The sequence below is a fragment of the Thalassobaculum sp. OXR-137 genome (assembly GCF_034377285.1).
Classification (GTDB): domain Bacteria; phylum Pseudomonadota; class Alphaproteobacteria; order Thalassobaculales; family Thalassobaculaceae; genus Thalassobaculum.
Genome location: NZ_CP139715.1, coordinates 442,482 through 456,349, shown reverse-complemented (window position 1 = coordinate 456,349; position 13,868 = coordinate 442,482). Strand labels below are relative to the sequence as shown.

17 protein-coding genes are annotated in these 13,868 nt (G+C 67.9%); 11 read left to right on the top strand and 6 right to left on the bottom strand.

The genetic code is table 11. The features are described from left to right. Window positions 1-374: 374 nt before the first annotated feature. Window positions 375-539: a hypothetical protein gene (locus T8K17_RS02235; protein ID WP_322332879.1), complete on the bottom strand. Its 165-nt coding sequence runs from the start codon at window positions 537-539 to the stop codon at window positions 375-377. Between the two features lie 15 nt (window positions 540-554). Continuing rightward, a complete protein-coding gene (gene argH, locus T8K17_RS02230) occupies window positions 555-1,961 on the bottom strand; it encodes an argininosuccinate lyase (protein WP_322332878.1) in 1,407 nt (468 codons plus the stop codon). On the opposite strand from argH, the gene T8K17_RS02225 reads away from it, so the two are divergent. Then, window positions 1,894-2,556: a TlpA disulfide reductase family protein gene (locus tag T8K17_RS02225; protein WP_322332877.1), complete on the top strand. Its 663-nt coding sequence runs from the start codon at window positions 1,894-1,896 to the stop codon at window positions 2,554-2,556. The two genes, argH and T8K17_RS02225, sit on opposite strands and share 68 nt — an antisense overlap. Window positions 2,557-2,604: 48 nt before the next feature. After that, window positions 2,605-3,630: a TAXI family TRAP transporter solute-binding subunit gene (locus T8K17_RS02220; protein WP_322332876.1), complete on the top strand. Its 1,026-nt coding sequence runs from the start codon at window positions 2,605-2,607 to the stop codon at window positions 3,628-3,630. A 164-nt stretch (window positions 3,631-3,794) separates the two neighbouring features. Here the strand turns inward: T8K17_RS02220 and T8K17_RS02215 are convergent, their stop codons facing one another. Continuing rightward, window positions 3,795-4,016 carry a hypothetical protein gene (locus tag T8K17_RS02215; RefSeq protein WP_322332875.1) on the bottom strand — a complete coding sequence of 74 codons (222 nt, stop codon included), beginning with the start codon at window positions 4,014-4,016 and terminating at the stop codon, window positions 3,795-3,797. 137 nt (window positions 4,017-4,153) lie between these two features. Here T8K17_RS02215 and T8K17_RS02210 point away from each other — a divergent pair, with 137 nt between their 5' ends. Both T8K17_RS02210 and T8K17_RS02205 read left to right on the top strand, forming a co-directional pair. Further along, complete coding sequence (locus tag T8K17_RS02210) at window positions 4,154-4,813, top strand: class I SAM-dependent methyltransferase (RefSeq protein WP_322332874.1); 660 nt, start codon at window positions 4,154-4,156, stop codon at window positions 4,811-4,813. Further along, the gene (locus tag T8K17_RS02205; protein ID WP_322332873.1) at window positions 4,810-5,862 is read left to right on the top strand and encodes an Ldh family oxidoreductase; all 1,053 of its coding nucleotides are present in this window, start codon (window positions 4,810-4,812) and stop codon (window positions 5,860-5,862) included. Before T8K17_RS02210 ends, T8K17_RS02205 begins: the two co-directional genes overlap by 4 nt. 171 nt (window positions 5,863-6,033) lie before the next feature. Here T8K17_RS02205 and T8K17_RS02200 read toward each other — a convergent pair whose 3' ends face one another. After that, window positions 6,034-6,861, bottom strand: a complete 828-nt coding sequence (locus T8K17_RS02200; RefSeq protein ID WP_322332872.1) for a hypothetical protein — start codon at window positions 6,859-6,861, stop codon at window positions 6,034-6,036. Between the two features lie 132 nt (window positions 6,862-6,993). Here T8K17_RS02200 and T8K17_RS02195 point away from each other — a divergent pair, with 132 nt between their 5' ends. Further along, window positions 6,994-7,872, top strand: coding sequence for an endonuclease/exonuclease/phosphatase family protein (locus tag T8K17_RS02195; protein WP_322332871.1), 879 nt, complete (start codon window positions 6,994-6,996; stop codon window positions 7,870-7,872). Here T8K17_RS02195 and T8K17_RS02190 read toward each other — a convergent pair. Continuing rightward, a complete protein-coding gene (locus tag T8K17_RS02190) occupies window positions 7,827-8,771 on the bottom strand; it encodes a DMT family transporter (protein WP_322332870.1) in 945 nt (314 codons plus the stop codon). The two genes, T8K17_RS02195 and T8K17_RS02190, sit on opposite strands and share 46 nt — an antisense overlap. Before the next feature lie 67 nt (window positions 8,772-8,838). On the opposite strand from T8K17_RS02190, the gene T8K17_RS02185 reads away from it, so the two are divergent. Continuing rightward, window positions 8,839-9,717 (top strand): sulfurtransferase, encoded by an 879-nt coding sequence (locus tag T8K17_RS02185; protein WP_322332869.1) that lies wholly within the window; start codon window positions 8,839-8,841, stop codon window positions 9,715-9,717. 130 nt (window positions 9,718-9,847) lie between these two features. Here the strand turns inward: T8K17_RS02185 and T8K17_RS02180 are convergent, their stop codons facing one another. Next, window positions 9,848-10,285, bottom strand: coding sequence for a GNAT family N-acetyltransferase (locus T8K17_RS02180; RefSeq protein ID WP_322332868.1), 438 nt, complete (start codon window positions 10,283-10,285; stop codon window positions 9,848-9,850). 95 nt (window positions 10,286-10,380) lie between these two features. Between T8K17_RS02180 and rpmH the strand changes: the two genes are divergently transcribed. The 5 genes from rpmH to yihA are packed head-to-tail and all read left to right on the top strand — an operon-like array spanning window position 10,381 to window position 13,659. After that, window positions 10,381-10,515, top strand: coding sequence for a 50S ribosomal protein L34 (gene rpmH, locus T8K17_RS02175; protein ID WP_028795650.1), 135 nt, complete (start codon window positions 10,381-10,383; stop codon window positions 10,513-10,515). Window positions 10,516-10,557: 42 nt separating this feature from the next. Next, window positions 10,558-10,917, top strand: a complete 360-nt coding sequence (gene rnpA, locus T8K17_RS02170) for a ribonuclease P protein component (RefSeq protein ID WP_322332867.1) — start codon at window positions 10,558-10,560, stop codon at window positions 10,915-10,917. After that, the gene (gene yidD, locus T8K17_RS02165) at window positions 10,914-11,249 is read left to right on the top strand and encodes a membrane protein insertion efficiency factor YidD (RefSeq protein WP_322332866.1); all 336 of its coding nucleotides are present in this window, start codon (window positions 10,914-10,916) and stop codon (window positions 11,247-11,249) included. The genes rnpA and yidD overlap by 4 nt, the downstream gene beginning before the upstream one ends. Further along, window positions 11,246-13,006 carry a membrane protein insertase YidC gene (gene yidC, locus T8K17_RS02160; RefSeq protein WP_322332865.1) on the top strand — a complete coding sequence of 587 codons (1,761 nt, stop codon included), beginning with the start codon at window positions 11,246-11,248 and terminating at the stop codon, window positions 13,004-13,006. Before yidD ends, yidC begins: the two co-directional genes overlap by 4 nt. Continuing rightward, window positions 13,003-13,659: a ribosome biogenesis GTP-binding protein YihA/YsxC gene (gene yihA / locus T8K17_RS02155; protein ID WP_322332864.1), complete on the top strand. Its 657-nt coding sequence runs from the start codon at window positions 13,003-13,005 to the stop codon at window positions 13,657-13,659. The genes yidC and yihA overlap by 4 nt, the downstream gene beginning before the upstream one ends. The last annotated feature ends 209 nt before the right edge of the window (window positions 13,660-13,868 follow it).

Sequence of the window (13,868 nt, the reverse complement as noted above, 5' to 3'; positions counted from 1 at the left end):
GTCGGGGCGTCCGGTGCGCCGGTGGCTTCTTCCGGCCGGCATAAACCTGCCATCGCCAGAACCCGCTCCGAAGCGACCGCCTACCGGGCGCCGATACAGGGAGTGTTGGTCGGCGCCCCGGGTGGGTCAAGTCCCGGGACGGCGTTTCAAGCGGATGTGTTCGTCAGCTCGAGGCGAGGGCGGATATCTCTCCGCGGCCCATTTCCTCCGGCCATTGCCCACTCGCCGGACTTGTTCCGGGGTAGGGCGTCCTCCGGGGCGGGCGCGAAAGGAAACTCACAGGCGCCCGCCAAGGCGGCCGGGGTAGCCCCGGAACAAGTCCGGGGAGTGAGAAAGAGTGGAATGGCTGCTATCTCTTTTCTCCCCCGGACCGCCTACTCCGTCAGCACCTTGGTCTGGTACGGCGCCGGATAGCTGCGGGGATGGGGGGAGGGTCTGTCCTTGGGCGGGTTCGGATCGCCCCGCTTGCCGCAGGCGGCGAGACCGCCGGTGGCCAGGGCGGCCAGCGCGAGAAGCAGGGTCCGGCGGGTCTCGTCCATCCTCAATCCTCCGTCTCAGGAACCGTCGCCCAGGAACCGCTTGCGGGCCTCGGCGACCTGTTCGCGGACCCGCACCGGGGCGGTGCCGCCGTAGCTCGTCCGCGCGTTGAGCGATGCCTCCACCGACAGCACGCCATAGATGCGGTCGTCGATAGCCGGGTGAATCTCGCGCAGCACGTCGAGCGGCAGATCCTCAAGCCCGCAACCGCGCTCCTCGGCGGCCTTCACCGCCCGGCCGGTCACATGGTGGGCGTCGCGGAATGGCATGCCGGTCTCGCGCACCAGCCAGTCGGCGAGGTCGGTGGCGGTCGGGAAGCCGGCGACCACGGCCTTGCGCATGGAGTCCGGATTGGCCTGCAGGTCGCGGATCATGCCGGTGGTGCAGGCGATGCAGAGGCCGAGATTGTCGACCGCGTCGAAGCACGGCTCCTTGTCCTCCTGCATGTCCTTGCCATAGGCCAGCGGCAGGCCCTTCAGCACGATGGCGGTGCCGGTGAAGGCGGCCAGGATGCGGCCGGCCTTGCCCTTCACCAGTTCGGCGCCGTCCGGGTTCTTCTTCTGCGGCATGATCGAGCTGCCGGTGGTGAAGGCGTCGGACAGCTTCACGAAGCGGAACTGCGGCGTGGTCCAGATGATCAGCTCTTCGGCCAGGCGCGACAGGTGCACCGCGCAGATCCCGGCGGCGGCCAGCACCTCCATCACGAAATCGCGATCGGAGACGGCGTCGAGCGAGTTCGCCGCCGGCCGGTCGAAGCCGAGCTTGGACGCGGTCATGTGGCGGTCGATCGGGAACGGGGTGCCGGCCAGCGCCGCCGCACCGAGCGGGCTCTCGTTCAGCCGCCTGCGGGCATCGGCCAGCCGGGAGCGGTCGCGGCCGATCATCTCCACATAGGCCAGCAGGTGGTGGCCGAAGGTGACCGGCTGGGCCGGCTGCAGGTGGGTGAAGCCGGGCATGATGGTCTCGGCATGCCGGTCGGCCTGCTCGATCAGCGCGGCCTGCAGGTCCTTCAGCTCGACCTCCAGCGCGTCGACCGCGCCGCGGGTCCACAGCTTCATGTCGAGGGCGATCTGGTCGTTGCGCGAGCGTCCGGTGTGCAGACGGCCGGCCGCATCGCCGATTTTCTCGCGCAGCCGGTTCTCGACGTTGAGGTGGATATCTTCCAGTGCGTGCGAGAATTTGAACGACCCGGACTCGATCTCGCCCCAGATGTCGTCTAGACCCTGGGCGATCGCCGCCCCATCTTCGGCTGTGATGATGCCCTGAGCCGTCAGCATCTCCGCATGCGCCTTCGAGCCCAGGATGTCTTCGCGCCAGAGGCGACGGTCGAAGTCGATGGAGGGGTTGATCCGTTCCATGGCTTCCGCCGGTCCGGCGGCAAAGCGGCCGCCCCACATTGAATTCGCGGGAGTAGAGTCGGTCATGGCGTTTCTCGGTTCGCTTTCTTCCTGGTCGCCGCGGCGGCTGGCGCTGGTTGGCGGGGTCGTCGGTCTCGTTGCGGCACTCGCTGCGGGCGGGGCCATTCTGACGGTCGCCTCCGCTTCCGGTCCGCCGGCGTTTTCCGGCGGCTACGGAGCGTGGGAAGCCTTCGCCGATCCGCAGCCGGCACCGGACATCGACTTCCTAGACCCGGACGGCGAGCGCATCAACCTCGACGCTTACGCGGGGCAGACGGTACTGGTGAATTTCTGGGCCACCTGGTGTGCGCCCTGCATCCGCGAGCTGCCCGCGCTGGACGAATTGCAGGTCGATCTCGGCAGCGACGCGTTCCGGGTGCTGATCATCTCGATCGATCGCAAGGGTCTGGAGGTTGCGCAGCCGTTTCTCGACGGGCTCGACGTGACGCACCTGAAGACCGCCGCCGATCCCAAGGGGGCCCTGGCCCGCGAGATGAAGGCGACGGGCCTGCCGACCACGGTTCTGATTTCGCCGGACGGCAAGGTGATGGGACGGATTCTCGGCGATGCGGAATGGAATTCCGACGGTGCCAAGGAGTTGGTGCGTTACTATCTCCAATAGCGCCGTCGAACGATCCCGTGACCCGACCGAGGGAGCCGAAGCAGAAAGATGACGACCCTGACCCGATTGTCCGTCGCCCTTCTGTCGTTCGCCGCCATTCTTGTGTCCGTCGATCCGCCCGCCAGCGCGGCGCAGGAGCCGAAATTCTTCCGGATCGGCACCGGCGGGGTGAACGGCACTTACTATCCGATCGGCTCCATCATCGGGAACGCGATCTCCAGTCCGCCCGGCTCGCGCGCCTGCGAGGCCGGAGGGAGCTGCGGCGTTCCCGGCCTGATCGGGATCGTCGTCTCGTCCAACGGATCGGTGGCGAATATCGAGGCGATGGAGCGGGGCGAAATCGATTCCGGCTTCGCCCAGTCCGACGTCATCCATGCAGCCTATACCGGAACGGGGGCCTTCGCCGGCCGCGAGCCCATGACCGACCTGCGGGTGATCGCATCGCTCTACGCCGAGCACATGCAGCTCGTGGTCGGGGCGGAGACCGATATCGCCACCCTGGCGGATCTGGCCGGCCAGCGGGTGTCGCTGGACGAGCCGGGCTCGGGCACGCTGCTGCTGGCCACCGGGCTGCTGGAGGCGGCCGGGATCGGAACCGGCGGGGTCATCGCCGAATATATGAAGCCGGGACCGGCGGCGAGCCTGATGGCGCGGAACGAACTGGACGCCTTCTTCATCGTCGCCGGCGTCCCGACGAACGCGGTCGCCAATCTGATCCGGGCGCGACAGGCCCGGATCGTGCCGCTCGACGGGCCCGCGGTCGACGCGCTGCTGGAGCGTCACGAGTTTCTGACCCGCGCGCCGATCCCGGCCACGGTGTACGGGCCCGACCAGAAGGAGATCGACACATTCGGCGTGACCGCGCAGTGGGTCACCACCGCCGGCGCGCCGGACGACCTCGTCTACGCCGTCTGCAAGGCGCTGTGGAACGACGCCACCCGCACGCTGCTGGACGGCGGGCATCCCGGCGGCAAGCAGGTCCGTCTGACTTCGGCGCTGATCGGGGTCAACGTACCGCTGCACGCCGGCGCGGAGCGTTGCTACGCCGATCTCGAGAAGGCGGACAAGAAGTAGCCGTGACGCCCGGAGCGGTGGTTTCGTCGCCGAGCCTGAGGCAGGAAAGGGGTTTCCCCGGCCGCCTGTGGAGGCTGGCCGGGGAAACGGAATCGCGGGGGTGGGGGATCCCGCGACACCTTCAAAAGCGACAAAACAGAGGATCTGGTTATCCGTCCCCCAGATCAGTGAATCGTATCGGCCAGCCGCATGGCGTGGCCGTGAATCTGGCGCCGAGTGGCAACGTCGAGATCCTCGAACGAGGCCTGGGCCATCATCAGATCCACCGAACTCCCACTGTTGATGGCGCGCATGAGCGCCGTCGCAATTTTGGTCTCGTTGCCGACAATGTCGGCAACAGATTGAGATAGAAGGGCAAAAGCCTTATCAGTCACCATTCTGGTCATCGTCTTCCCTCTTTCTGAAGGACTGTAGGTGACGTGAATTTATGTAAAGTTTTATCTAAAATCAAGGCAAAAGCGCTGGAAAACCGCCATGCACGGTGGCCTTTTCAGTAATCCTTTGAGTCAGAGGGGTTTAGACGATGGACGATCCGATCGGCGGTCACCCGACCCGCGCAGAGCAGCTCGATATCCTGGTCGCGGCGGCGGATGCCGTGCTGCGGCAGGGCGAGGCCGTCCTCGATCTCGGCTGCGGGACCGGCTATCTGGCCCACCTGCTGTTCCAGCGCCGCGACGATGTGGCGTTCACCGGCGTCGACCGCAAGGGCGAGTCGCTGGAGGCGGCGCGGGGCCGGTTCGGCGACCGGGCGCGCTTCGTCGAGGGCGACCTCGGCGATATCGGCGCGATCGAGATCGGCGGCGGCCCGTTCAAGGTGATCGCCACCGCCCTGACCTTCCACGATCTGGAGGACGCGGCCAAACGGTCGGTGATCGCCTGGGCGGCGGAACGGCTGGCGCCGGGCGGGGTGTTCCTGCTGTACGACCGGCTGCGCCTGACGACGCCGGCGACGTTCGAGCTGCAGCGGGCGATCTGGGCGCGGATCGAGGCGATCCACGGCCGGCCCATGCGGACGGCGCAGACCTTCTCCGACTACGAGGCCGATCTGTCGCAAAGCAACCGGCCCGCCAGACTCGACGATTACGTTCGGTGGTTTACCGAACTCGGCCTGGAGCATCAGATACTGCATCTGCACGGAAACGTCGCACTCATAGCGGCGGCCAAGAGGGAGGATACGGAATGACGGAACGCTACGCCGCCCAGGCGCTGATCGACTACGCCGAGGCGCTGTTCGTCGGCGCCGGACTGCCGGCCGACAAGGCCGCCCTGGTGGCGCCGCTGATGGTCGAGGCCGACCTGATGGGCCACACCACCCATGGGCTGCAGCTCGTCGGCGCCTATCTCGCGGCCCTCAAGGACGGATCGATGACGGCGACGGGGATGCCGGAGGTGCTGTCCGACCGCGGCCCGGTGGTGGTCTGGGACGGCATGCGGCTGTCCGGCGTGTGGCTGACCGCGAGCGCGGTGGACCTGGCGGTGGAGCGGGCCCGGCGGTACGGCACCTGCACCGTGTCGATCCGCCGCTCCCATCACATCGCCTGTCTGGCCGCCTTCCTGCAGCGGGCGACCGATGAGGGGATGATGGTGACCCTGACCTGCTCCGACCCGGCGGTGGCCAGCGTGGCGCCGTTCGGCGGCACCAGGGCGATCTACACGCCGGATCCGATGGCGGTCGGCATCCCGACCTCCGGCGATCCGATCCTGATCGACATCTCGGCCTCGATCACCACCAACGGGCTGACCAACCGGCTGCACAAGGAAGGTCGGACGCTGGAGCATCCCTGGCTGATCGACGCCGAGGGCAACCCGTCCAAGGACCCGGCGGTGCTGTTCACCGATCCGCCGGGCACCATCCTGCCGGTGGGCGGGCTGGACCACGGGCATAAGGGGTACGGCCTGGCGCTGATCGTGGAAGCGCTGACCCAGGGGCTGTCCGGCCACGGCCGGGCCGATCCGCCGGAAGGCTGGGGGGCGAGCATCTGGGTTCAGGTACAGGACCCGACAGCCTTCGCCGGGGCGGATGCCTTCAGCCGCCAGACCGACCGGCTGGTGGAGCTCTGCCGCACCAACCCGCCGCGCCCGGGCGTCGACGCGGTGCGTCTGCCGGGCGACGGCGCCCTCGCCCGCAAGCGCGCGGCGCTGGCGGAAGGCGTGGCGCTGTATCCGGGGATCATGGAGGGGCTTGCGGAGTGGGCCGGGAAGCTCGGGGTGACGCCGCCGGCGCCGCTCTGAGGGCACGCCCTCTCATCCCAACCACACTCCCCGGACCTGTTCCGGGGCCCACCCATCCGACTGCACTGAGTCCGACGCTGCTGTTCGACGGCGTTGGTCTCGCCCGAGGGTAGGCCCCGGAATCAATCCGGGGAGAGAATGAGAATGGGAAAGAGGGTGGATTCCTTTCCTCTAATCCCGCGCCAGCCGTTTCAGCTTCGGTGACGGCGCCACCCTTTCCAGGAACCCGGCCACCGCCTCCCGGGCTTCGTCGCGGCGTAGAACGTGATGGGTGGAACCGTCGATCACCACGGACCGGGCATCGGCGAAACCGTCCATGTCCTCGCCGCAGTCGCCGCGCAGGAACCACCGCTGGAACCAGCGGTCCTCGGCGCTGACCACGGAGAGGACCGGAATGTCGTCCTCCCCCTTGATGCCCCAGAGCGGCGGCCACGGGATCTGGCAGGTCCAGCCCAGGATCACCCGGGCGGCGACGTCGCTGCCGGTATAGTTGGCGGTCGTCATTCCGCCCTCGCTCTGGCCCATCAGCACGATCTGCGAAGGGTCGACCCAGGGGAAGCTCCGTACCTGGCGGATGGCGTAATCCGCCTCGGCCAGCCGGAAGCCGATCACCCCGGGATGGGAGCCGGCGGATTTCGAGCGCCAGTCGCAGCTCGTGGGCTTGTAGGCGCGCGAGAAGCTGTCCGGGGCGATCACCGCGTAACCGAGGTCGCGCAGGAACTCCACATCGACCCGATAGCCCCGGTGCAGGCCGTTGCAGCCATGCAGGAAGATCACCACCGGCAGGGTCGGGGCCAGCCGGGCGGAGCGCAGCAGCGGTTCCACCTCGCTCATCTCCCCGGTGATGTCCGTCATGGCCGGATCGGCCGAGGAGAACGGCACGACCACCGTCGCCCCCTGCCAGGTGCGCATCAGCTCGTCCGGCAGGTCGGCCGAGCGGGACAGGTAGCAGCCGGCGAGCATTAACAGGCCGAGCAGGGCGAACAGGATCTGGATCATGGTACAGAACCTGTCGTCGGCACCCCGTTCCGGCAAGAGCCGGGCGGCGACATACTGCCGTCACGGCCTCTTGCCAGGATGGACGCCCGCCCTGCCTGACTTATCAATAGACCGACTGAAAAGGACCCGCCGATGCGCCTCGTCGTCGCCACCTACAACATCCAGTACGCCCTCGGTCAGGACGGCCGCTACGACATCGCCCGGATCGCCGACGCGGTCGCCGACGCCGACATCATCCTGTTCCAGGAAGTCACCCAGAACTGGGCGCGCAACGACGGCGAGGATCAGGTGGCGGAACTGGCGGCGCGGCTGAACCGCTACGTGGTGTTCGGTTCGACCTTCGACAGCGATGCCAGCACCGTGGTGGACGGCACGGTGGTCAACCGGCGGCGCACGTTCGGCAACATGATCGCCAGCCGTTGGCCGATCCTGTCCTCGCGCACCCAGCTTCTCCCCAAGCATGCCCTGCCGGAGACCATGGACGTCCAGCGCTGCGTGGTGGAGGGGATCTGCCAGACCCCGGCCGGGCCGATCCGCGCCTATTCGGTCCACCTCTCCCATATCTCCGCCGGCCAGCGCCTGCCGCAGGTCGAAGTGCTGATGCGCTTCATCCGCGAGGGCGGGACCGACGCTCTGCCCGCCGACGGGCCGTTCCCGAACGCCTGGGCCGGCGATGCGGTGGACGTGCCGCTGACCGACACGGTGATCCTGGGCGGCGACTTCAACTGCACGGCGGAGTCACGGGAGATCGAGCTCGTCTGCGGCGAGATGGACCCCCATCGGGGGCGCCTGCGCCGGGCCGACCAGCTCGTCGACACCTTCGTCGCCGCCGGGCACGATCCGCTCGCCGCGTCCACCTTCTACACCCAGGAAAGCGGCTACAAGATCGACCACCTGGTCGCCACGCTGGACCTTGCCGGCGCGGTGGTGCGGAGCTGGATCGGCGACAGCAAGGCCTCCGACCACTACCCGGTATTCGCGGAGCTCGACTGGGCCGGACGGACGGTCTGAACGCCGCGCTCGCGGGCCAGGGCCTCGCGGCGGGCGATGTAGATGGCGGCGGAGACGATGATCACTGCCCCGACCCAGGTCCAGATCTCCGGCACCTCGGAGAACAGCGCGAAGCCGATCAGGGCGGACCAGAGGAGCTGGACGTAGCGGGCCGGCGCGATGGCCGACATCTCGCCGACCTTGAAGCCCTGGACCATGGCCAGGTGCCCCACGGTGGCCAGGCCGGCGATCACGACGATCAGGAACCATTCCTCCTGGCTCGGCCATTTCCACACCGAGATGGCCGGACCCATGGTCACCAGGGTGACGATGATGGAGAGATAGGCGACCACGGCCGGGCCGGATTCCTTGCGGGTCAGGGCCTTGGCCACCAGGTCGGAAAAGGCGAAGAGCGGTGCGGCGATCAGCATGGCGATCGCCCCGGGATCGACATCGGCGAACCCGGGCCGCACGATGATCAGGGCGCCCAGCAGACCGACGACGACGGCGGTGATGCGCGGCAGGCGGATCCGTTCGCCCAGGAACAGGGCGGCGCCGACCGTGGCGAAGACCGGGGCGGTGAAGCCGATCGCCGTCACCTCCGCCAGGGGAATCCGAGACATCGCGTAGAACCACAGCATCACGCCCGTGCCGTGCATCAGGCCGCGTCCGAGATGCAGCTTCCACCGCATCGCCCGAAGATCCGCCGCGGTGACCCGCAGGAAGAAGGGGGTCAGGAACAGCAGGCCGAACCCGTAGCGCAGGAACGAGGCCTGGATCGGGTCCATGGTGTTGCCGACCAGCCGGACCAGCGCCATGAAGCTGGAGAAGATCAGCCCGGAGAGGACGATCCAAAACATGCCCTGGACATTGCGGGGCACGGCATCGAAGGCGGCACGGATTTGTGCGACGGAGGGCATCCGGTACAGTCCGGTGGGAGGCGGCGCGACAGACGCTGCCGGAGAACCTCAGGGGAGCACGCGAAGCATGGCCGGATCAAGCGCTTACGAGTTGCCGGACAGTCTGGTGTCGACCGGCTGGCTGGCCGAGGCAATGGAGACGGGAGGGGTGCGGGTGTTCGACTGCACCTGTTTCCTGGTGCCCGATCCGCAGACCACTCTGCGGGCCGAGAGCGGGCGGACGTCCTATGAGGAGGCGCATATCCCCGGGGCAGCGTTCCTGGACCTGACGGGCGACTTCTCTGACCCGGCGGGGCGGTTCCGCTTCACCATGCCGACGCCGCAGCGCCTGGCTGAGGTGTTCGGCGCCCATGGCATCGGCGACGGCACGGCGGTGGTGCTCTATGCCGCCGACAGCCCGCAATGGGCGACCCGGTTCTGGTGGATGCTGCGGGTTGCGGGCTTCGACAACGCCGCCGTTCTGGATGGCGGGCTGAAGAAATGGCGGGAAGAGGGTCGGCCGGTGGAGAGCGGCTCGGTGACCCTGCCGGCGGCCACCCTGACCCCGCACCCGCGCCCGGACCTGGTGGCGGGCCGCGACGAGGTGCTGGCGGCGGTCGGCGATCCCGGCGTGTGCATCGTCAACGCCCTGTCGCACGCGCAGCACAAGGGCGAGGGGGTGCATTACGGCCGGGCCGGGCGGATCGCCGGCTCGACGAACGTGCCGTCGTCGACGCTGCTCGACCCGCAGACCAACGCATTTCGACCGGCGTCCGAGATCGAGGCGGCCCTGCGTGCGGCGGGGGCGATGGAGGCGGGGCGGGTGGTGCCCTATTGCGGCGGCGGCATCGCGGCCTCGGTCACCGCCTACTGGCTGACCCGTCTGGGCCGGGCGAACGTGGCGCTGTACGACGCGTCCCTGTCCGAATGGGTGACCGACGAGAGCCTGCCGATGGAGGTGGGGTAGGGGGCCACAACCTTCTCCAAACCGTCATCCCGAACTTGTTTCGGGACCTCCCGGCGGATGATCGAGGTGAGGTCCCGAAACAAGTTCGGGATGACGGGTTTGGAGGGGTCGAAGGGCCGCGGCCCGCGCCTTAGCCCCGGTCCAGCCGCTTCTTCATGTGGTACAGCACGGTGCCGATCGGCCGGTCCTCCAGTGTTCCGTAGACCGCGTAGCCGATGCGTTCGTAGAACGGCCGCGCGTCCACGGTGCGCAGATAGGCGATCACCGCCCCGTGCCGGCGGGCGAAGTCCTCCAGCCGGGTCATCAGGTCGCGGGCGAGGCCGAGGCGGCGGTGGGTCTCCTCGATCCAGAGCTGCTCGACTTCCAGCCCGTTCCAGTACACGTTGCCCTGGACACCGCCGATCACCGTGCCGTCCGCCGTCCGGGCGAAGAGCGCCGCCGACACGTCCTCGGACTCGTCGGGCAGGCCCGGCAGCCGGGACTGCACATATCGCCACATCCCGGCCTTCACCGTGGCCAGGTCGGCCGCCGCAGGCGTGGTGGTCAGCTCGAACTGGAAATCGGGCATGGCGCGGGTGGGGTCGTTGACAGGGCGGATGGCAGCCTATATACACCCGCGCTCGCTGTTCGAGCATCATTCAGACGACGTGACGGAGGCTTCCCGTGAAGCGCACTTATCAACCGAGCGTTCTCGTCCGCAAGCGCCGCCACGGCTTTCGCTCCCGCATGGCTACGGTCGGCGGTCGCAACGTGATCCGCGCCCGTCGGGCAAAAGGCCGCAAGCGCCTGTCCGCGTAGACCCTTCTACGGTCTACGCCCGCAGGGCTGGAGAATGACGGCATGCGCGCGTCGGGCTCCGCCAAACTAGACGTATTGCCGGCCAGGAAGGATTTCCTGGCCGCTGCGCGTGCGCGCAAGGTGGTCGCACCCGGCCTCGTTCTGCAGATGCGGGCGCGGGAGGATGGCGATGCACCGGCGCGCGTCGGCTATACAGCCAGCAAGAAGGTCGGCAATGCCGTCAAGCGGAACCGGGCGCGCCGCCGGCTGCGGGCCGCGGTGAACGACGTCCTCGCCGCCCGCGCCCTGCAGGGTCACGATTACGTGCTCATCGCCCGCGCGGCGACCGTCGGACGGCCCTACGACGATCTCCTGGCCGATCTCGCAGGCGCCCTCGACCGCATCGAAAAGAAGGGGCGATGATGGCACCCGGTCCGATCCGCAGGCTCGCGCGGACCGCCGCCCTGGCCCCGGTCTATCTCTACCGATACGCGCTTTCGCCGTTTTTCGCCGGGTCCTGTCGCTATGCGCCGAGCTGCTCGGCCTACGCGGTGGAGGCGGTTCAGACACACGGGGTCTTGCGCGGCGGCGTCCTAGCCCTTAGACGCTTCGCAAGATGCCAACCCTGGGGAGGCGCCGGCTACGATCCGGTGCCGCCGCTCGCTGCGAGCGACCCCCGGACCATGACCGCCTATCCGGCGGACTCGACCCGCGCCCGCACCGCCCGCGCCAGTACCGACGGAAGCGTTCTATGAGCGACCAGAAGAATATGATCATCGCGATCGCCCTCTCCGTGGTGATCCTGATCGGTTTCCAGTTCCTCGCCGCGGAGTTCGGGTGGACCCCGACCGCTCCGTCGCAGCAGGCGGTCGAGCAGGGCGCGGACCCGACGCCGGGCTTCGACACCGATACCCCCAGGCCCTCGACCGACCAGACGACAGCGCCGACCCCCGGTTCCGCGCCGGCGATCGCGGCCAGCGGCGAGGCGGATCGCACGGCGGCCCTGGCGGCGACCCCGCGCATCGAGATCAACACCCCCACCATCGACGGCTCGATCTCGCTGGTGGGCGCCCGCATCGACGACGTCGTGCTGGACGACTATCTGGTCACGCTGGATCCGGCGAGCGGCCCGATCCACCTGCTGGAGCCGACCAATTACGTGCGGCCGTACTACGCCGAGTTCGGCTGGGTCGCGGCCCCCGGCGCCAATCTGGAGCTGCCGGGCCCGAAGACCCAGTGGGAGACCGACGCGACCGAACTGACCCCCGGGTCGCCGATCACGCTCACCTGGACCAGCCCCCAGGGCCTGACCTTCAAGCGCACCATCGGCGTCGACGACGGCTACATGTTCACCATCACCGACACGGTGACCAACGGCTCCGACGCGGCGCAGGAACTGTTCCCCTACGGCCTGATCAGCCGCGGCGGCCTGCCGAAGACCACGGGCTTCTACATCCTGCATGAAGGCCCGCTCGGCGTGTTCAACGAGACCCTCAAGGAGGTCGACTACAGCGAGCTTCAGGAGGACGGCGACCAGGACGCGAAGTCGCCGGGCGGCTGGATCGGCATCACCGACAAGTACTGGCTGGCGGCCCTGGTGCCGGATCAGAAGGCCGAGTGGAACTACAAGTTCCGCCACTCCATCCGCAACCAGAACGACCGCTTCCAGGTCGACTATCTCGGCGGCGCCACCGCCATCGCCGCGGGCGGCGAGGTCACCAACACCTCGCATTTCTTCGCCGGCGCCAAGCGTCTCGACCTGCTGGACAAGTACGAGGAGCAGATCGGCGCGCCGAGCTTCGACCTCGCCATCGATTTCGGCTGGTTCTACTTCCTGACCAAGCCGTTCTTCATCGTGCTGACCTGGCTGCACGGCATCCTGGGCAATTTCGGCCTGGCGATCCTGGCGCTGACCGTGGTCATCAAGCTGATCTTCTTCCCGCTGGCCAACAAGTCCTACAAGTCCATGGCCAAGATGAAGGAGCTGACGCCGAAGCTGCAGGAGATGCGCGAGAAATACGGCGACGACCGCCAGCGTCTCAACGAGGAGATGATGGCGATGTACAAGCGGGAGAAGGTCAATCCCGCCGCCGGCTGCCTGCCGATCCTGGTGCAGATCCCGGTGTTCTTCTCGCTCTACAAGGTGTTGTTCGTCAGCATCGAGATGCGGCACTCGCCGTTCTACGGCTGGATCCGTGACCTGTCGGCGCCCGACCCGACAACGGTCTTCAACCTGTTCGGCCTGATCCCCTGGGATCCGCCGGCCATGCTCATGATCGGCGCCTGGCCGATCCTGATGGGCCTGACCATGTACCTGCAGCAGCGCCTCAACCCGCAGCCGGCCGACCCGGTGCAGGCCAAGGTGTTCATGTTCCTGCCGCTGCTCTTCACCTTCCTGCTCTCCAGCTTCGCCGCCGGACTGGTGATCTACTGGACCTGGAACAACCTGCTGTCGATCCTGCAGCAGTGGGTGATCATGAAGCGCATGGGCGTGAAGAACACCCTGTCGTGAACGATCCGGCAAACCCCGACGCTCCGTCCCAGGCGGAGCTGGAAGCGGCCCGGATCCTGTTCGCCCAGGAATGCGGGTTCGTCGCCGCGTCTGCGACGATTCCGCAGCTGCCGCCGGAAACCCTGCCGGAAGTCGCCTTCGTCGGCCGCTCGAACGTGGGCAAGTCGAGCCTGGTCAACGCGCTGACCGGCCGCAAGACCCTGGCCCGGACGTCGAACACCCCGGGCCGGACCCAGGAGGTCATCTTCTTCGACCTGGGCGGCCGGCTGATGCTGGTCGATCTGCCGGGCTACGGCTATGCCAAGGTCTCCAAGGCCAAACAGGCGATCTGGACCGACACGCTCTTCGCCTATCTGCGCGGCCGGCCGACCCTGCAGCGGGTCAGCATGCTGATCGACGGCCGCCACGGGCTGAAGGAGCTCGATGTCGAGGCGATGGACATGCTGGACCGGGCGGCCCTGTCCTATCAGGTGGTGCTGACCAAGGCCGACAAGGTGAAGCCGGCCGAGCTGGCGGCGATGATCGACAAGACCTCCGCCGCTCTGAAACGCCATCCGGCCGCCCATCCGACCGTGGTGGCGACCAGCAGCGAGACGGGCGACGGCATCCCCGCCCTGCGCGCCGAACTGGCCCGCTTCGCCAATCCGAGCTGATCCCGCCTCTTCGTCATCCCGAACTCGTTTCGGGACCTCAAACTGCATTCCCGCCCGCAGGTCCCGAAACCAGTTCGGGATGACGACGGGGATGAAGGAGAGCCCCCCGATCCCCGCCCCGATCACGGGGGTACTTTGCCTGACGGGCGCAGCGCTCTATAACCGCAGGCCGGTTTTCTCGTGCCCGGTTGTCCAGTGGAGGGAAGGAG